We start from the raw sequence: 17,259 nt of genomic DNA, 5'->3' as shown, positions 1-17,259 counted from the left end.
GCTACACCTCCACGGTGACAGATGCGCTGGCGCTACCGCTGGCATAGCGCAGTGCCTCCAGCAGGTTGATGAGTTCCCGGCGAATGGCTTCGACCGCCTCCTCAAAGGCTTCCACCAGGCGTGGCCCTAGCCCTTCGACGGCGTCGAGCAGCTCGGTAGGGTTGAGGGCGTTGAGGCGATCGCCGATCGCCGTCAGCGATGTCCCAATGCCCGCCAGAGCCTGGGTCGGCAGAGCGGCCTCCAGCTGGTTGAGAATGTCGTCTAAAAAGGAGAGATCCCCCAGCAGGGCGGCGGGGTTGAGCGATCGCACCGCCGCAACCACGCTATCCAGCACCGCCTTCAGCTCCTGGGCAAAGATGGCGGGGTCGTAGGCGGCTAGGGTGGCGCGCAGGGCGGCGTGAACCTCCCCCAGCTCGGCCACCAGCCGTCGGGGGTTCAGCACATCTAGCTCGTCGCGCAGCACCGACACCACCGCTAAAAAGCGCTGGGCCTGGGCACCGGGGTTAATGATTTCGATCAGCGATTGAATGCGCTGCACCAGTCGGGGCAGCTCGGCGTTGAGGGTAGGCAAAACCTGGGAGGCTCGCCGCAGGGCAGCGGCCACCAGTTCATCCATCTCCAGGGCGATCGGCTCTGGGTCGAGGGCGGCCAGCAGGCTGTCGAGACTGCCGCCCAGGCTGGTCAGACGGCACCGTTCTAGGGCGGTGGCGGCGGTTTCTATCGACGCCCCCAGGGCACCGCCGGCGATCGCCGCCAGGTTGCCCACCTGGCCTTTGGTTTGCTGCACCTCGGCGGCGAGGGCACTGCGCAGCGCCCCTGGCCCCACCAGGGCGATCGCCCCCAGCGCCCCTTCGACATTGAAGCTGCCGCCCGATAGGTTCGCCTGCACCGCCAGCTGGGCCCGCAGCTGGGCAGGGCCAATCGGCAGCAGTAGGTCATCGAGGCCGCGCTGTAGACTGGCCTCCAAATCCCACAGGTGGGCCTGAAGCTGGCGCAAATCGCGGGCCAGGCCGCCGCTGAGCCCGTCGATTTGGCCCAGCACTTCCCCCGCCGGGCCAGCCGTCAGCGCCGTCAGCGCTTCCCTCAGTTTGTTGGGCAGATACCCAAACATGCGTACCACATCCCCGGCCCGCAGGTCGTTGGGCAGGTCGGGGGCGGCAGGGGTGGCGGCGGGGCTGGCGGGGGGCGCATCGAGGGAGACGCTGCCCTCGGGGGCCAGCTGTTGAATCGGGCTCACCACCGTGCGCGACAGGGTTTCGCCCACATTGCCAATGGCGTCGCTAGTGCTCTGCACCACGGCTTCGGGGGAGGGCAGCGACAGGTTGCCCAGCAGATCGTCGTAGGCCTGCACCACCGGCTGGAGCAAGATTCCCGGCTGCACGGCATCGATCGCCTCCAGCACCGCCTGGAAGGGTTGACGGATGTCAGCCACCAGGGGCGTGGGGTCGAGCTCTTCTAAAAACGAAACCGCCTCATCCAGGTAGCCGGTCACGCCCGCTAGCAGGCTGGAGGGGTCAAAGTTGCGGATTTGATCAAAGGCGGCCTGGATCTCGGCTTCGATGGACTCAATCAGATTGGCGGGAATCAGGTTGGCGATCGCATCTCTCGCCGCCTGCAACCCCTCCGAAATGCCGTTGCGCACCTCCTCGGGCAGGTTGAACTGATCCACCGCGTCGCGCACGGGCTGAAACACCGCCTCCAAGTCGATGCCTTCGAGAAACTCGATCAGCTGCTGCACCACGGCCCGCAGCGGCTCCGGCAGCGCCACCCCAGACAGCAGCTCCTCGGCGCTCTGGCGCAGCTCCACAATGCTGGTGATGATCTGGTCGGTCGCCGCCTCAATGTCTAGCCCGTCAATGGCGGCGGTCACCTGGTCAATGACGGCTTTGAACTGGGTGAGGGCATCGGCCACCCGCTGCAAAATGGCCTGGGCCTCTGCCGCCAGGCTATTCACGGCGTCGCCAATGGTTTGCAGGGCGGTGGTGACCCCGCCCAGGGCGCTGCGGATGGTCGATTCTACCTCCTCCAGCACGCCGCGCATCTCGGCGCCCAGATCCACCGTTTCAATGGTGGTGCGGATCTGTTGCAGCATGCCCCTGGCCTCGCGGGCATAGCGATCGAGATCCAGGTCTTGAATGGCCTGGGCCGCGCCGTGGATAAAGCGGCTCACTTCTGCCCGCAGCGATCGCAGCGGCAGCTCCCGCAGCAGATTGCGCACCCAGGCCTCCAGCTGATGCACCTGCTGCTCCAGCGGCCCCACCACGTGAGCCTCGATCAGCGCCTCCAGGTATTGCACCCACTGCCCCAGGCCGCTGCTCAACTGCTCGGGGGTCAGGGTATTGAGAAAGTTACGGGCCAGCACCAGCTGTTCGCGCCACTGGTCCATAAATTCTAAAATGCCCTGCTCGGCACTGCGCAGGGTGCCGCTGATCTGGTCGAGGGGGCGCAGCACCAGGGTCAAATCTATTCGGTTGAGCTGCTGGTAGACCGATTGCAGGTCACGGCGCAGCACCGTCAGCGTGTTTTCGCGCACCCGCGCCAGCAGCGCCAGCCCCGCCTCCACCTGGCGACTATCCCCCGCTTCGGCAGCCAGGGCGATCGCATTTAGGGCGTCCACCACGCCAGCGGTGCGGTTCGTGGGCAGCGCAATGCTCTGGGCGGCGGCAAAAATGCCGTCCAGGTTCTGGCGCACCTGCACCAGCCCGGCTTTGGGAAAGGGCAGCAGAATCTCGATCGCCAGCTCGGCCAGGGCCGTCGGCTCCGTCGGCATGCCCCGCTCCACCGTATCGATCAGGTAGCGAAACTGCCCTAGGGCATCGCCCCCCGCCTGCACGTAGCCCTGACTGCCCGCCTGCAGCAGGCTGAGGGTGCCGCTGAGCGATAGCCCCAAACTCCGCCCCAAAATGGCGGGGTCGCGATCGATGCCCTCAAACAAGCTGAGAATCAGCGTAGTGCCGTCGCGCACCGCCTCCACGTACTGGCCAATGGGTACGCCATCGAGGTTGAGCGGTTCGAGCAGGGCGGCGATCGCCTCCATCAGCGGCTGAATGAGGGCCGTGGGGTTATCCGCCGCCGTTCTCAGGGTCTCAATCGCCTCTGACAGGCTGCCCAGCGCCGTTTCCACGGCGCCCCCCTGCAAGACCTGTTGCAGCTGGGGGCTATTGACTGAAACAGTGATGTCAGCGCGGGCGTTGACAATGGCCGAGAGATCAAGGCTTTGCAGGTCTTCTAGGAGCGTCATCGGGGATACCTCAAGACCAGGTCAGATACATCGAGGGTGAGAAACAGAGGGCTGCTCAAGCGCGGCGGCTGGGGTGCAAAGGCCGCCGCTGGCCAGTTGAACCCAGGGAGATGCTGGTCGGTTTGGGCGATATTGAGCAGCGGCTGACCGTTGAGTAAAAGGGGGCGATCGCCGGGTTTGTCGTCTCGCACTGCCAGCTTCACCAAGGGCAGCGGGCGCTGTACCCAGAAAAAGCGCCCCTGATTGGCTCGCACCGCAATCCCCACCGGCACGGTAGGCGCAGGCAGGGCCGGATCATCCATCCAGGGCAGGTCAACCCACACCAGGGCAATGTCGCGGCTGGCCTCAAGCTGACACACTCCTGGGCGGCCCAGGGCGCTGCCCGGTACCCCCGACGACAGATCCACCAGCGAGACGGAGATCTCACAGGCCACCGGAGCCCGACCGATCAGGCCCACCTTGACCGGCGCTAGGGTTTGTGAAGCTGACGGGCGGAGCACCGCTGGGGGCAGCGATCGCACCACCGGTTCTGCGGCTACCACTACCCCTGCGATCGCCTCACTGGTGGTGGGCATTTCATCGGCAACGGTCTCTAGCAGGCGGATGCCCTCGTAGTGAATGGTTAGATCGGCGATCGCCAAACCCGGCGCTTCGGTGGCCAGGGGCGTTTTTAGCAAGTTTGGATCAAGGGGCAGAGCCTGGGATTCTCCTCGCAGAGCAACCGACGTGACGCCAGGGAATTCACGCACCAGGGCTCCCTGCACGGCGGCGGTGCCAAAGCGCACCCGGCTGGGGGTATTGCCCTTGAGCAAAAAGGTGACGCTGGGGGCCTGGTTGGCCTTGAGTCGCTGCTCTAGGGCGATCGCCAGAGGAGCCTTGAGATCAATCTCGGCCACGGGGGCATCCAGCGGCCATTCGTTGGGGAGCGCCCAGATTGCGGTGCCCTCGGGGTCGAGCAGTTGCAGGTTCTGCGGCAAAATTTTGGCCCAGCCCGTCACCTCCCCCAGCTTCATCTCCCGTTCCTGAAAGTCTTGAGGAGCGGCATTTTTGACGATGGTCAGGCGCAGCCGATTGGCGGCCATCGTGCCCGGCAGGGCCAGGGTGCGGTTGCTAAAGCTGGCCCCGGTAAAGAGCGCCGGAATCGCCCCTCGCGCCCCCACCGCAGGCACAGCGTAGAGCGGCAGCCAGCCCCCCGCCGGGTTGGGCATTGACACCAGCAATCGCGCCCCATCCCCCAGGTGTTCTGCTCCGGCCACATCGGCCCAGGTGCCCCCATCAGTTTTGTACTGCAACCCCTTCAGGTTCAGGCTGGTGATGCGTTTGCTCTGGGGAATAGAGATCTCAAACCCGTTACCCGCCGATCGGGGAGACAGAATGCCGAGAGACTGCGTCAGCGCCGCTGAGCCGACCTGCACCGTGGCCGACTCCACCACCGCTCGGCTGGCGCCGGGGACGGGGGGCCAGGTAATGGCGATGGCCTTGCCCTCCGCTGGCAGGTCTATTTCTGGCAAGAGCAGCGGCGTCACCCGCCCTACCAAATCAGCCATGCCGCTGACGACCCGTCGGTCTTGTAGCCCCAGTTGAAAATCAACTCTCATGTTGCCCTCACCATCAGGGGAAACCGCCCCAGCTCAACACCGACCTGCCCGGCCCCATCCTCTAGACCCACGACCAGTTCGTCCCTTGTGGCCTCGGCGGGGGGCGCATAGCGAATATTGGCCTGGCCCTCGGCCACCGTTACCAGCCGCACCCCGGCTACTCCGTCGCTGCCGCCCGTGAGGCTGCCCGCACCGGGGCGACCGCCCACCCCCGCCAGGGTCATGGCCAGCCGATCAAAGGGCAAGGCGGCGGCAGGTTCGCTGGCTCGCAACTGCAACCCCTGGGCAAACCCCAACTGCAACACCAGATCCACCGGGTCACCGCCCGCCACCAGGCGGGGGTTAGCGGGGGCGATCGCCAGGGGCCGCGCCACACCGCGCAGTCGAATTTCGCCAATTTCTCGCCCGGCTGCGCCTACCACGCCCACGGGCCAAAAACAGCCCGTCGCCCTGAGGGTGAGCGTTACGGGGGTAGTGGTCGGGCCGGAGACGGGGGGCACCGTTGCGGCGCTGAGCAGCTGCAACTGCTGAATCAAGAACCCCGGATCGGTGCCCCCCCGCAGCGCCGTGCCATCCTGAAAATCTGGATTGCCCAAGGCATAGAGGACGGCATCGAGCCCCTGCATCTGTTGCGATCGCCCCTGGTTATTCGCCGCCAAAATCTCGATCGCCACCTCGCACTGCAACCGCAAGATGCGCCGAAAATCGGTGGAACCGGGCACGATCTCGGGCCGTACACTGCCAAAGTCAGGCTCCACAGGCTCCACCTGGCGCACGCCCACCAAGAGTCGGGGGGCATTGCCCCCGCTGCCGGGGGTGACCTCAACCCGGCCCCCAAAGGGAGCCGCCAATCGCCCCCCGAGCACCTCCGCTAGCCGCAGTTCAAACTCACGAATCATGGCTGTTACGGTTCCCTCAAGCGTTCTGTCACCGCCCGATCGACCAGGTTGGGCAGGTTGACCGTGGTGCGCTCCACCTCCCGGGTCACCACCGCCGGAATGCGGGTGTTGAGCAACTGGTTGACCTGGGTGGTCATGTTTTGCGCGAACTGGGTCTGAAAGGTATTCAGATCAGTGCGCGTCACAAACGTCTGCCGCACCTCAGTCTGCAAGGCCCCCAATTCGGCCTTGGTCGCCGCCGTCTGCTGAAATTCCGTCCGCAACGCCCCCAGATCGTCGCGGGTGACAAAGGCCTCCCGGAACTGGGGCGTCAGGGCGGCCAGCTCATCCTGCACCACGCCGCGCAGTTCACCCCGAAACTCGCTGAGGGCGGCGCGGCTCTCGACCACGGCAGACTCCCGAGCGATCGCCCCCAGTTCCGATCGCAGCTCGTCGCGCAGGGGCGCGATCGCCTCACCCACCTGCACCCTGGTCTGCTCGCCCAGTTGCCCAAACCGACCCTCAAGGCCGTCTAACAATCCAACGTTGCGGCGATCGATCTCCTGCATCAGGTTGTCGCGCAGAGAAATCCGAGCGGCGGCCTCACTGCGGAACCCGGCTTCGACCCGACTATCCAGCCCCTCCAAACGGGTGTCAAACTGGCTAAGGCGAGTGTCGATGCCCCCCAGGCGAGTAGTCTGTTCGCGCAGCTGGGTCTGAAGCTGGGTGAACTGCTGCGACAGCCCCGCCAGGTTGCTTTGCAACTGACCTAGACGGTCGGGCAATTGGCGATCGAGGGCGGCGGCCACCAGCCCCTCGGCCTGTTGCCCAAAGGTTTGGGTCAGTCTTCCCTCCACGGCGGTGAAGCGCTGGTCGAGCCCCGTCTGAAAGCCCTCCAGCTGACTTTGCAAATTGGCATTGACCTCAGCCCGAATGCCCCCCAAGACCGATTCACTAATGCCCGGCAGGGAACCGGCGATCGCCTGGGATACCAGCCCATCCACCTGGGCCAGCCGATTCGCCACATCGGCCTGGAGTTCTTGCCGCAGCTGGCCGGTGGAAACCCGCAGATCGTTAGCCAGCGATGCGGTCAGCTGGGCCCGCAGATCGCCCACCTGGGCATCGCTGATGCGGCCGGGGCGATTCTTGAGGGCGGCGTCTAGCTCTGCCTCGGTGACCAGGGTATTGGTCAGTTCGGTCAGGCGCTGTTCTAGGCGGGTGGCATCTAAGAAGTCTCCCGCCGGGGTGCGCAGTCGTTCCCGAAACGATTCTAGGCTGCTGAGGCGGTTGGTGACGGTTTCAAAATCGAGGGGTTGCCCGTTGACGGTGAGACTGTCGCTCAGCTCTAGCACTCGCTGCACATTGGCCCGCATGCCGCTCAGGTCTTCCCGCAGGGTGAGAATGTCGTCGCGGGTGTTGGGCAGTCCTTCAAACTGGCGGCGCACCACCGTCAGGTCAGACTCACGCTGTAGGTCACGGCTGACCAAGCTATTGATCTGGTCCCGGAAGGTTTGCAGGTCATCCTTTAAATCGGTAACCTGCGTGGGAACGCGGTTAATCCGGCGCTCTAGCTCCGAGAGCTTAGCGGTTGAGCCCGGATCGCTGAGCGGCCCCTGTTCGAGCAGGGTGCGCAGCCGCGGGTCGAGCCAGGCCAGTTTGACCTGGTCGGGGTGTTCGTGGGGCGGCACTGTTTCGGGGGCGGCCTCGGCCAGCACGGCCCGGGCCACCTCGATGACCACGCCCACTAGGGCATTCCAATCCTGCGCCTGAATCAGCTCACCCCGCTGCCTCTGGGCCAGGGGTGTGAGCCGCGAAATCAGGGCTTGTAAGCGTTCTAGCTCGGCAACGGTTGGCATGGCTTATCCTCTCAAACCCTGGAAGTTAAACAGTGTGGCTCCGCTGGCTGCCCCGGCTCGCTGGTAGACCTGAAGCTCTGAGTCGGCGCGAATCTGGGTGCCCGCCTGGGAAAATTGCTGCGCTTTGGTCGTCAGTTGTTTCACCGACTCCTGGTTGAGGAAGGTATCGGCGTTGTCGCCCTGGGACACCGCGAGTTGCTGCACCTCGGTCAAGATCAGGTTGCTGGCGATCGCCAGCTTGCCCGTAAACACCGACGGGTCGGCCCGCACCGCATCCTTGAGATCCTGCACCCGGCCCCTGAGGCGATCGCGAATGGCCGGGGTAGCGCCACCCAGGTCGAGCACATCATTGACGGTTTTGTCGAGGTTGGCGGTTTCTAGCTCGCGACGAATCTCCAGCAGGCTTTTGCCAAAGGCTTCGGCAAAGCGCCGCAGGTTGCCCTGCACCTCGTCGATTTTTTCGGCAATTTCGGGATGGTCGTGGCCCTTGGGGGCCACCAGCTGGGTCAGTTCGCCGATCGCCCCGGCCAGATCGCTGACGGCGGCCACCATCACATTCCAGTCCGCCGCCCGAATCGCTTCGCCGGGGCTCTTACCACCCACGGGCTCTAGCCGTCGCCGCACATCGGCGGCCACCTGCTGCACCGGAGCCAGATCGGCATCGGGAATGTCGCGAATGGGCGTGTCCCGAAACAGCTCCTGGGGCACCGGAATCGTAATCCGGGTCGGCGTCGGCTGGGGAAACAGCCGAATCAGCCGTCGATCAATCGGCTGGATCAAGTTGGGGTGACGCACCTCGACCTCGTAGGGGCCGGGGTCGAGATCGCGCACGACCAAACTGCCGTCTAAGAAGGGCGATCGCTCCACAACTGTGCCGGTAGCCTGATTAACCAGACGCACCGTGGCGTCTCGGTTGGCGGCGGCGTAGCCCTGGAGTTGAATGCTAAAGCTGCTTTTCATAGGGGTGAGGGGGTGGGTGGATGGGTGAGTGAGTGGATGGGTGGGTGGGGGCCGTTTAACTCATCTACCCGCCCACCCATCCACCCTTAGAGCAACCACTGCAAATCTCCGTAGGGAAAGCTGACTTCCCAGAAGAGGGTGAGTTCGTGGTCGTCGTTTTTGACCAGCGGGGCAAAGATGACCCGGTTGTAGAGAATGGTGCTGTCTTCCTGGCGGGAGAGCAGCCCGGCTTCGCGGATGGTGCCGACGGCGGCGGCGGGGGGCAGGGTACTGCGGATACGGACTCGCACCACCCGTCGGGCTTCGTCGAGCTGGGGGGCGGCGAAGGCGTCGGGGGGGAGGGCAATTTCGGTGGGAGACGCCAGCGGAGCAACGTCACCCACCGCGACATTGGTCAATTGGGGGGTGTTAAAGGTGCCGGTTTCGGGGCTGTCGCTGGTGCCCACGCCCATGTGGGTAATGGGGGAACCGCGTCCGGCAATCAGGTTGGCGATCAGCTCAGCCCCCCCCTGCATGACGGAGTTGTATTCCTCCCGAACCGCTAGGATGCAGCCCTGGGGATCGGTCAATTCAAGTCGCAATCTGGCGCGCATGGCGGGTCTCTTCCCTCCCTCAGCGAAATGTAGAATCGTCAAATTCGGTCACGCTAAACAGGCCGCCCACCTCCAGCAGCTGATCGCTCCCGGTTGGCCCCGTCTCTTGTATCTGGATGGGCGAAACCCCGGTCATATAGTCGGCCTGGGCCTGGATTTCGCTGAACACCTGGAACTCCACACTGGCGGCTACCCCGGCGGGTTTGAGTTGAGCTACCCCCTGGTTGAGGGAGCTGTGCAGTTCCTCATAGCTGGCGATCGCCGCTTGCACTGCCCCCGGTGGGTGGGCGAGGGTGGCGGCGGGTAACTGCACCGAGAAGCGGGCCGGTTGGGTCTCAACCCAGGTCGCCTGGAGCGCGATCGCGGGTTCCTGGTAGAACAGCGCCTGGTCAAAGTTGACCTGGTCATAGAGTCCCTGATGCAGCAGCAGGTCGGGCAGCGAAAACAGAAACCGATCGAGGCCGCGCTGGTCGTAGTGGGCCACGGGCAGAAACCAGAGGGTGTTGGCCCCGGAGCAGAGGGTGAGGGCGATCGCCGGATCGAGCAGCTGTTCGGGCGTCCAGGGCACCCCTGGCTGGAGGTTCACAATCGATCGGAGTTGGGCCGTAACATCGCGCTTTTCTAGCTCTGCGGTGACGCTGCCGTCGGGGTTGGGGCGCAGCCAGAGGCGCTGGCCGGGGGGCACCTCGCCCAAAAACAGCAGCCCCTCCCCCGTCGTCACATTCACCACCAGAGGCACCGTCTCGGGGCCATCGGCCAGCCCCGTGAGCAACAGCCCCAGGCGACTGTCATCTAGCCCGTTGTTGGCCAGCTCAAAGGACTGCAACGGCTGTAGCCCACCGGCCAGCGGAATGCGCTCGTACTGCCGTTGGGGCGGCGTATCGAGAATGGCAGGCCCCAGCCGGTGAACCTGCCGCCCCAGGGAGAGCGAATCGGGGGGCGGGGTGAGGCCGTCGCCGTAGATGGCGGTGCTCGCTTGCCAGCGCAGGATCGGGGGGATAGTGCGAATGCCCACGGCCGCCTGGTAGCGACGCACGTAGTCGGCGACAAAGTTGGCGATCGCCCGCTGCGTCACGGCCCCATCCTGCAACCGCGCATCTCGCAGGGCATGCACCCAGGCGCGAAATTCCCCCAGGTCTTGCCAGGGCTCTGGCAAAATATCGAGCACCGCCGCCAGTTTCGCCGCTTCTTCCAGGGTGAGCACCGCATCAAACCAGTGGGCGCGCTGTACCTCCAGGGCATCCTCATCCAACATTTCAAGCTGCACGGCGGGGACGGCGAGCATGTCCTCCACCAGTTCGCCTTCGCGGTAGAGCAGCGGCAATCGGTTGACCATAGCCTTGAGGTGTGCCATCAGACCTGGCCCTCCCGCACATCAATCTCAATCGCGTCGATTCGCAGGGTTTCAACGGGGGCGGGGCGATATTCACCGATGCCGTCGCGCAGCTGTAGAAAGCGGCGATCGGCGGTTTCTAAGGTGATTGTGGCCTCATCGCGAATCAGGGCAAAGCGGCTCTCATCGCGAATGGCGGCGGCCAACCCGTCTACGGTCAGCGGCGCATTGGCATCGCGCCCTTGGACGTGGCTGTTCACCGCGGCGTTGATGGCGGTGGTGGCATTTTCAACCGTCACGCCGGGCAGCAAATGCACGGGCAGCACAATGCTGACGGTGGTGGTGGTGGTGGCTGTTGCCGCCGCCGCTCGCTCGTATTCAATCGTCTGAATTTGAATGCGATCGCGGGTCACCTCCAGCACCTCACCACCGCCCAGGGTGAGGTCGTCTACCGCCGTGCCGCCGTCGGGCACCAGGCGAATGGTGGCATCGACAATGCGGGAGTCGCTGAGGGCGATCGCCAGCAGCTGGGCGCGGCGGATCTGTCCGCCAGGGGCAATCTGGCTGAAGTAGCCCAGCAAACGCTGCTTCAGGGTTTCGACCAGGTTGGTCTGCTCGGCGGCGGGCAGGGTACTGCCCGCCAACACCAGCCTCTCAATCCGCACATCCAGCCGTTTTGCCGTAGCGCGTCCGACCAAAACCCGGACGCCCGCTGGCTTGAGAACTTCAATGCGCTGACGCACTTCCTCCCGTTTGGCGGGGGTATCTTCGCTGTAGGCCACCTCAACGCGAATTTCTCCCGGTCGTAGGGTGGGGTCAGTGTCCGGATCGGCGATCGCCACATCCTTAATGCCCTCCAGCGACAGCAGACCAAACTTGATCGCATCCAGCGTGCCCCGCACCGCTCCGGTCAGGGCGCTGCGGGTGCGGCGGCGCAACTCATCATCGGTTTCAGGGGCGCTGAGGCGGCGAGCGGGTTGGGCATTGGTGACCTCAACAATGCCCGCAATCAGCACCTCCAGACGGTTGAGTGCCCCCGTCTCAACGGGCTCCGTCCCCTGGGTTTCGCCCCCTGCCAGCACGTCTCGGCTCGTCTCTCCCGGCTCCAGGGTCAGGCTATCGAGGGTCAGGTATCGGGCTCCCGAGGCGCTGACCACCGCTGTTCCCGCTGGAATGGTGATCCGCCCCACCGTCCCTTCCTGCCGCGAAAATCGCAGCCGCACCACGGGGTTGCCCGTCGGCAGGCGAGTCACCCCCACCAGCGCGACCACTTTATCGAGGGAGTTGCCCTCCGCCGTTTCTAAAAAAGCAGATTTGTAGACCAGCTCCAGGTTCAGCTCACTAACCGCCAGTTCACGGCCAAAGGTCTCCATCAGGGTGCGCGCCACCGACCCCACGTTGAGATCGGTCAACGGCACCGGATCGGTTTGAATGGGGTAATAGTTAACCGTCAGCGGCGTACCGGCAATGGGGCGATGACCCTCTGGCCTAAACCGGATGGCATCTTTCTCAGTTTCGCGGCCCGTGGTAGAAATTAGCTCAAAATCGGCGGGCGTAAACCGGTAGGCAATCTGTTGATCGGGCAGCCGCCCGGCCACCTTACCCTGGAGGTGAGAGATGCGCCGCACCGGACGCCGATTGAGCAAAATCGGGTTGTCTCCCACGGGCATCGTCAGGCTTTCGCGCACTGTTCCCCCGGTGAGAACAGTGAGCAGATCCCGCACAATGTCGGGGTAGAGTCGGGGTGAATAGCTCATACGCCCACCTCCAGCGAGAGTACCAGCGGGTCGCCCTCTAGCACCGGCTGCACCGCCAGGGTAAAGACAAAGGAATCCAGGGTTTCGGCGTCGGGGTCAAAGGTGAGTTCCACGGCTTTGTTTTGGACGCGCGGCTCCTGGGCCACCACCTCCAGCACGTAGGCGCGGCAAAGATTGCGCAGGGCCGGGGTTTTGCGTTCGCCGATCAGCTCGTGCAGGCGCGACCCGTAGCTGCTATGGCCCAGCTCTGCCAGAGCACCCACCGGGGTCAATAGCCGCAGCAGCAACGCCTGGGCCAGATTTTCGCGACTGCCCAAGGTCTTGAGATCAAACGCCTCCTTCGCGCCGCCCACCAGCTTGCCGCGAATGGGCCGCCGCTCGGTCACCAAATCCAGCGCGGCGGCATCGTGGGCCACCAGGTTTGGCACCACCGCTAAGTCAATTCCCAGAACGCTCTGCGTCATAAAACCCCATCAACATTTGAGTTTTGAATTTTGAGTTTTAAGTTTTGAAGTTTGAGTTTTGAGTTTTTCCCCACCTTCTCCACCTCTCATCCCCAAAACACCGTCCCGACTGCCACAATCTGACCCACCGGCACATCCGCCGGATCGTTGCAGGTCTTGACCGGGTCGGCATTGCGGGCGGCGGCTTTGCCCCCAATTTTTACCGTCATGCTGCCCATAAAGACGGTGCCTTGATTGGCCGGAGGTTTCTGAAAGGCCGTGCCGGGGGGGGTGGGAATGTGGGCGGGCTGGTTGGTGGCGGTAGACCCTTCCACCGCCGCCGGTTGGCCGTTAATTTTGACGGTGTTGATCAAGCCGCCGTCCAGCATTCCCACAAAGGGATGGGGCAGGGGGGTGGGAACGGGGCCACCCGGTGTCGGCACCAGCACGATGTGGGTATCCACTGCTGTAACCAGATGATTGGCGATCGCCGCTGGCATTCCCATCAGTTCACCTCTACCTTCGCGCCACGAATTTTGACATTGCCCGAGCCGCTGATCTCGACGTTGGTGCCTTCCAGCACCAGGTCCCCGGCCGCTTTGACGACAATATTGCCGTCTTGTTTAAGGGTGATTTTGGAGCCCCCCGCCGCGACCTCGGCTCGGCCACTGCCAGAGCTTTGCAGGCTGAGCTGCACCTCCCCCACCGTGACCTGCACCTTATCTTTGAGAATCTCCAGGGTGACGTTGTCTGGCAGCTCACAGCGAATCGAGGGGGTGTCGCCCTTAACCTCAAGCTTGAGTTTGGGGCTGCTTTCCCCCGAGGGCAGGTGCAGCACCAGCTGGCCCTTGTCATGCACCGGGGGATTTTGGTCGGGGTGGTAGAGCCGCCCGACCACCACCGGCGCGTTAACGTCACCGTCGAGAAACAGCACCACCACCAGGTCATCGACGGCGGGCATGGCGGCAAACCCCAGCGCCCCCACGACGATCGGCACCCTGGGCAACACCAGCCCCGAGTCGCGCAGTTCCACCGTCACCGCATGATCTGGGGAGGGAGAGCCCTCTGCGGCGGCAAACTGGCTGACGACTCGACCCACCGCCGCTACGCCGCGGGCATTGGCTTCGTAGCGAGCAATGCGGGCGATGCTTTCGTACAGTGCTGTGCTCATTACAGACCTCCCAGGGCAGAGAGGGCAGAACCCAGCAGCCCATCCAGCAGACCCGCCGTGGCTACGGTCACCCCGTCAAAGGTGGTAGAACCACCGTGCAGTGGGTCTAACCGATGCTGCACCCGCGTCAACAGCCAGGCCCCGGCAGACAACCCATCGGGTAGGTCTTGCACCTCCAGCACGGTGCCAGGGCGCAGGGCTGGCAGCAGAAAAGTGTGGGCCGTCACCTGCTGGGTCAGTCGCGCCGCCTGCTGGGTGGCCGCTTGGGAGGCACGCTGGGCCACCTGGGGCGATCGCAGCAGCGCCACCGATCGCCGCACCGTTTGCCGCCCAGCGACTGGAGCATTGTCGGGCACGCCCTTGAGGCTGGGACGCAGGGCGTTGGGGGCTTCAGCCGAGCCAGCGGGGCCATGGCCCATGAGGGCCACCTGCTGCGCCGGTGCCGCCCGTTCCTCGACGGAGTAGGACAAGAGCTCCCGCCCGTAGAGCAGGGCTAGCTCTGGCTGGCTCACCGCCGCAGACGCCACGGTGAGCGCATTGTCGGCGTCAAAATGGGCGATCGCGCCCCCTAGATCCGCCAGCAGGGCAATGTGTTCGGCGGCGGTGCGGCCCTGGTGAGCGACGTAGGCGGCCAGCGGCAGATCCAGATCAATCCGCCCTACCGAGAGATTGACCTCCCCCGCTAGGGCTTGAATGATCTGCTTGGCGCTCTGCCGCTCGTAGGTCGCCGCCGGACGAAATTTGGCCAGCGTGGCCCCGCCATCGACCCCCACCACGACCGTAGACCACAGTCCGCGCTGAACACCTTGCACCTCCCCCGTCAGCACCCGTTCTTCGCCTTCGCCGCCGTCCAGACTCAGCTCAACCGCATCCCCCGGCACGGCGCTCAGCTCGACTGTGGGCGGCAGCGTAACCTGAAACCGCCCCACCCCCGGCAGGCAATTCAATTCCACCTGTACCTGGGCTACTTGAGTGGTGTAGCGCAGGTTGCCAAGGGTGACGGTAATTGCAGGCGATAAACTCATGGGGAAAACAGGGATGAAAGGGTTTGGGCCGCGTCGGTCAAACTGGAGGCAATCTGCCCCATGTTGCTAACCACGTTATCCATCGGGGCCAGCACCCCATCGAGGGACAGGCCGTCTAGGTTGGCCAGGGCGCTGAGTTGGTCAATGGCGGCCAGGGCTTGATCGACGGCCCCGGCCACTTCGCCCGCCAGGTCGCTCAGGTCGCCCAAAATATCGGTGTCAAAGCCCAGATCGCCCAGCCCAAAGTCGTCTAGGCCCCCAAAGCCAGAAACCTGGGCCGGGGGCGGCAGGGGTGGGCTTTCCGCCAGCGACAGCTGACATTGGTAGAGCTGGGGCAACCCGGCTATCTCCTGGGCGCTAAACCCGGTGATCACCACCTTTTGCAAGTCCAGCGCTGAGGCTATATCCGCCGCAAAGGTCAATTCTGCTCCGGTGGCAGCGGCCTGTTGCAGGGTTTCGAGCTGGGCTTTGGCCTCGGGGCCAGCCAGCACGCTGGCGATCTGAATCTGGTGAGAGGGCCGTCCGGCGCGCTGCTGCAATGTGCCGGGCAGACTCACAATGCGCGTCGGCACAAAGCCAGCATCCAGGGTGTGCTCGATGTGCTGAATCGCATCGAGAGAAATGTCGCCTAGCAGCGGAATCGGTCGAGTTGTTTCGGTCATCGGGGAATCCCCCTGAGGTCAGCTTCGTGGTGTAGGAGGGTGGCGAGGGTGTCGGCCAGGTCGGCGGGGAGGGGGGGAGATGGGGAGGGGGCGGGGAAGTTTTGAGTTTTGAGTTTTGAGTTTTGAGTTTTGAATTGGGGCGGTGGGGAGGGTGGGGAAGAGGGGGATAGTGGGGTGGGGTGAGGTGGGGAGGGCGATCGCCCGTTCCACGGCTGAATTGGTTCGGGTATTGCCGTTTGAATAGGTTCAGTTTGAATGGGGCCAGGGGTTGGCTCGACGATCTTCCCTGCCGTTTGCCCGATAGTGGGTGGGTGCATGGGGAGTGGGGGAACAGCGGTTTGGAACGACGATAGCGATCGGGTGGAAAAGCGCTGTCTTTTTGGCAATGTGTCTAGTGGATCGGCCTGATCGGCTAACGGAGCAGATTTGGTTTGGAAAAGGTGATCTGGTTGAGCGGCAACCCTGGGTTGAACCTGAGGCGAATGGAGGGCACCCGCAGTTTCGAGTTGGGATGGTTTGGTTTGAAGGCTGAAATGGTGGAGCGCAACTCTGGCGTGATTTGATTGGGCAATGGGTTTGACTGCGGGTTTGTACTCGTGGTTTTTGTACTCGTGGTTAAAGGCGGCGATCGCCTGCGCCTGAGTTTCGACCATTGCCTGCTCAAACAGATTCTCAGCCCGATCGCCGCGACGGAACATTGACGGGCTCAGTGGCTCCTCCTGCCAATCCTCCGTTGAACCTGCCCCCTCCCCTCGGCGGAGCAAGTTGTTGGCCAACTGTTCTCGAATGTAGGTCAGGTCGCTTTCTTCCTCAGACAGCAAGACCAGACGCTTCCAGCCAGTGTCTGACGAGGCGGGGGCTGACAGCGATTCCTCTAGGGAAAGGGCCAGCTGATCGACCTCAAGGGCGATCGCCTCGGCCAGCTGTTGGGGGCTCCACCCCGTCTCTTGGGCGACCAGCCTCACGGTGCGATCGAGATCGGGGGCGCTCTCCCATAGCCCACCGGCCAGGGCCAGGGCGATCACATCGAGCACACAGTCATCCATCGGTTCATGGTGTTCGTCTTGGGATTGGCCTGGGGCGCTGATGCTTCCCAGCGATCGCAACCCCTCCCAAAGAGTTAGTTGCGGCTGGGTCGAGGCCATCGCTTCCCACACCAGCCGATTGCGTTCACCCAGGGTAAGCGATCGCACCAGCGGCCCGGTTTCACCCCCAACCCGCAGTTCGCCCTGGGAACCCGCCGGGGCGATCGCCACCGTCATGGTTCCGAGGCGAGCTACCCCGCGCAGGGGTTCTAGCGAAACCAGGGGAGAGGTCAGCATTAGCCCAGTTCCTCCCGCACTCGCGTTGCCGTGAAACTGTAAACAGCCTCACCGTGGCCCCCCACCCCCAGATTGAAGCTCTTTTCGAGCAAAAAGCACTCATCAAAGGTCACCGCCATCTGGGTGCCGCCCTGCTTGAGCTGAGCCGTAATTTGAAAGGGTGTGTCGCCGGTGATGCTATCGAGCTTGGCATTGGTGGAGGCGACCATCAGCCGCCCTTCCACTGATTGCGGCCCCGAAACTAGGCCAATGCGCTCTGCACTGCCCAGAGCGTAAATATTTTGGCGCACCTGCTGACGACGATATTCAATCGTCCGCAGCCCCTCAATGGGCTCTCCATCCACCAGGGCTGAACTTTCGTTAGCAGCAAAAATTGTGGGCATAGCCTCCTCCTAAAGAGCACGGTTGATTCTGTTTCGC

General features: G+C 63.9%; 15 protein-coding genes. All 15 read right to left on the bottom strand.

From position 1 onward, the window contains the following. Nucleotide 1: 1 nt before the first annotated feature. Nucleotides 2-3,241 (bottom strand): hypothetical protein, encoded by a 3,240-nt coding sequence (locus AC0QKW_RS05655; RefSeq protein WP_473150086.1) that lies wholly within the window; start codon nucleotides 3,239-3,241, stop codon nucleotides 2-4. Then, nucleotides 3,238-4,839: a hypothetical protein gene (locus AC0QKW_RS05650; RefSeq protein WP_473150085.1), complete on the bottom strand. Its 1,602-nt coding sequence runs from the start codon at nucleotides 4,837-4,839 to the stop codon at nucleotides 3,238-3,240. Before AC0QKW_RS05650 ends, AC0QKW_RS05655 begins: the two co-directional genes overlap by 4 nt. Next, a complete protein-coding gene (locus tag AC0QKW_RS05645; RefSeq protein WP_473150084.1) occupies nucleotides 4,836-5,738 on the bottom strand; it encodes a hypothetical protein in 903 nt (300 codons plus the stop codon). The genes AC0QKW_RS05650 and AC0QKW_RS05645 overlap by 4 nt, the downstream gene beginning before the upstream one ends. A 5-nt stretch (nucleotides 5,739-5,743) precedes the next feature. After that, nucleotides 5,744-7,573 carry a hypothetical protein gene (locus AC0QKW_RS05640; RefSeq protein WP_473150083.1) on the bottom strand — a complete coding sequence of 610 codons (1,830 nt, stop codon included), beginning with the start codon at nucleotides 7,571-7,573 and terminating at the stop codon, nucleotides 5,744-5,746. 3 nt (nucleotides 7,574-7,576) lie between these two features. Then, nucleotides 7,577-8,533 carry a peptidase associated/transthyretin-like domain-containing protein gene (locus tag AC0QKW_RS05635; protein WP_473150082.1) on the bottom strand — a complete coding sequence of 319 codons (957 nt, stop codon included), beginning with the start codon at nucleotides 8,531-8,533 and terminating at the stop codon, nucleotides 7,577-7,579. Between the two features lie 86 nt (nucleotides 8,534-8,619). Next, entirely contained in the window at nucleotides 8,620-9,126 is a 507-nt protein-coding gene (locus AC0QKW_RS05630) for a hypothetical protein (RefSeq protein WP_473150081.1), read from the bottom strand. Nucleotides 9,127-9,145: 19 nt separating this feature from the next. Then, nucleotides 9,146-10,480, bottom strand: a complete 1,335-nt coding sequence (locus AC0QKW_RS05625) for a hypothetical protein (RefSeq protein ID WP_473150080.1) — start codon at nucleotides 10,478-10,480, stop codon at nucleotides 9,146-9,148. Further along, nucleotides 10,480-12,216, bottom strand: a complete 1,737-nt coding sequence (locus AC0QKW_RS05620; RefSeq protein ID WP_473150079.1) for a baseplate J/gp47 family protein — start codon at nucleotides 12,214-12,216, stop codon at nucleotides 10,480-10,482. Before AC0QKW_RS05620 ends, AC0QKW_RS05625 begins: the two co-directional genes overlap by 1 nt. After that, on the bottom strand, nucleotides 12,213-12,680 hold the full coding sequence (locus AC0QKW_RS05615) for a GPW/gp25 family protein (RefSeq protein WP_473150078.1): 468 nt from the start codon (nucleotides 12,678-12,680) through the stop codon (nucleotides 12,213-12,215). The genes AC0QKW_RS05620 and AC0QKW_RS05615 overlap by 4 nt, the downstream gene beginning before the upstream one ends. An 86-nt stretch (nucleotides 12,681-12,766) precedes the next feature. Next, nucleotides 12,767-13,165 carry a PAAR domain-containing protein gene (locus tag AC0QKW_RS05610; protein ID WP_473150077.1) on the bottom strand — a complete coding sequence of 133 codons (399 nt, stop codon included), beginning with the start codon at nucleotides 13,163-13,165 and terminating at the stop codon, nucleotides 12,767-12,769. Then, nucleotides 13,165-13,830 carry a phage baseplate assembly protein V gene (locus AC0QKW_RS05605; protein WP_473150076.1) on the bottom strand — a complete coding sequence of 222 codons (666 nt, stop codon included), beginning with the start codon at nucleotides 13,828-13,830 and terminating at the stop codon, nucleotides 13,165-13,167. The genes AC0QKW_RS05610 and AC0QKW_RS05605 overlap by 1 nt, the downstream gene beginning before the upstream one ends. After that, the gene (locus tag AC0QKW_RS05600; RefSeq protein WP_473150075.1) at nucleotides 13,830-14,855 is read right to left on the bottom strand and encodes a contractile injection system protein, VgrG/Pvc8 family; all 1,026 of its coding nucleotides are present in this window, start codon (nucleotides 14,853-14,855) and stop codon (nucleotides 13,830-13,832) included. The genes AC0QKW_RS05605 and AC0QKW_RS05600 overlap by 1 nt, the downstream gene beginning before the upstream one ends. Beyond that, complete coding sequence (locus AC0QKW_RS05595) at nucleotides 14,852-15,517, bottom strand: hypothetical protein (protein WP_473150074.1); 666 nt, start codon at nucleotides 15,515-15,517, stop codon at nucleotides 14,852-14,854. Before AC0QKW_RS05595 ends, AC0QKW_RS05600 begins: the two co-directional genes overlap by 4 nt. Next, nucleotides 15,514-16,839 (bottom strand): hypothetical protein, encoded by a 1,326-nt coding sequence (locus AC0QKW_RS05590; RefSeq protein WP_473150073.1) that lies wholly within the window; start codon nucleotides 16,837-16,839, stop codon nucleotides 15,514-15,516. Before AC0QKW_RS05590 ends, AC0QKW_RS05595 begins: the two co-directional genes overlap by 4 nt. Further along, on the bottom strand, nucleotides 16,839-17,222 hold the full coding sequence (locus AC0QKW_RS05585) for a hypothetical protein (protein WP_473150072.1): 384 nt from the start codon (nucleotides 17,220-17,222) through the stop codon (nucleotides 16,839-16,841). The genes AC0QKW_RS05590 and AC0QKW_RS05585 overlap by 1 nt, the downstream gene beginning before the upstream one ends. Nucleotides 17,223-17,259: the final 37 nt, after the last annotated feature.

This window comes from Pseudanabaena sp. PCC 9330, assembly GCF_055795045.1.
Note: the sequence above shows the minus strand (reverse complement) of the source record. Positions and strands in the feature narration are given on the sequence as shown.

What these genes read in the sequence shown, in the direction of transcription:
- AC0QKW_RS05605 (WP_473150076.1), bottom strand. Translation starts at nt 13,830, where the DNA reads ATGAGCACAGCACTGTACGAAAGCATCGCCCGCATTGCTCGCTACGAA.
- AC0QKW_RS05595 (WP_473150074.1), bottom strand. Translation starts at nt 15,517, where the DNA reads ATGACCGAAACAACTCGACCGATTCCGCTGCTAGGCGACATTTCTCTC.
- AC0QKW_RS05630 (WP_473150081.1), bottom strand. Translation starts at nt 9,126, where the DNA reads ATGCGCGCCAGATTGCGACTTGAATTGACCGATCCCCAGGGCTGCATC.
- AC0QKW_RS05640 (WP_473150083.1), bottom strand. Translation starts at nt 7,573, where the DNA reads ATGCCAACCGTTGCCGAGCTAGAACGCTTACAAGCCCTGATTTCGCGG.
- AC0QKW_RS05635 (WP_473150082.1), bottom strand. Translation starts at nt 8,533, where the DNA reads ATGAAAAGCAGCTTTAGCATTCAACTCCAGGGCTACGCCGCCGCCAAC.
- AC0QKW_RS05655 (WP_473150086.1), bottom strand. Translation starts at nt 3,241, where the DNA reads ATGACGCTCCTAGAAGACCTGCAAAGCCTTGATCTCTCGGCCATTGTC.
- AC0QKW_RS05625 (WP_473150080.1), bottom strand. Translation starts at nt 10,480, where the DNA reads ATGGCACACCTCAAGGCTATGGTCAACCGATTGCCGCTGCTCTACCGC.
- AC0QKW_RS05645 (WP_473150084.1), bottom strand. Translation starts at nt 5,738, where the DNA reads ATGATTCGTGAGTTTGAACTGCGGCTAGCGGAGGTGCTCGGGGGGCGA.
- AC0QKW_RS05610 (WP_473150077.1), bottom strand. Translation starts at nt 13,165, where the DNA reads ATGGGAATGCCAGCGGCGATCGCCAATCATCTGGTTACAGCAGTGGAT.
- AC0QKW_RS05590 (WP_473150073.1), bottom strand. Translation starts at nt 16,839, where the DNA reads ATGCTGACCTCTCCCCTGGTTTCGCTAGAACCCCTGCGCGGGGTAGCT.
- AC0QKW_RS05615 (WP_473150078.1), bottom strand. Translation starts at nt 12,680, where the DNA reads ATGACGCAGAGCGTTCTGGGAATTGACTTAGCGGTGGTGCCAAACCTG.
- AC0QKW_RS05620 (WP_473150079.1), bottom strand. Translation starts at nt 12,216, where the DNA reads ATGAGCTATTCACCCCGACTCTACCCCGACATTGTGCGGGATCTGCTC.
- AC0QKW_RS05650 (WP_473150085.1), bottom strand. Translation starts at nt 4,839, where the DNA reads ATGAGAGTTGATTTTCAACTGGGGCTACAAGACCGACGGGTCGTCAGC.
- AC0QKW_RS05585 (WP_473150072.1), bottom strand. Translation starts at nt 17,222, where the DNA reads ATGCCCACAATTTTTGCTGCTAACGAAAGTTCAGCCCTGGTGGATGGA.
- AC0QKW_RS05600 (WP_473150075.1), bottom strand. Translation starts at nt 14,855, where the DNA reads ATGAGTTTATCGCCTGCAATTACCGTCACCCTTGGCAACCTGCGCTAC.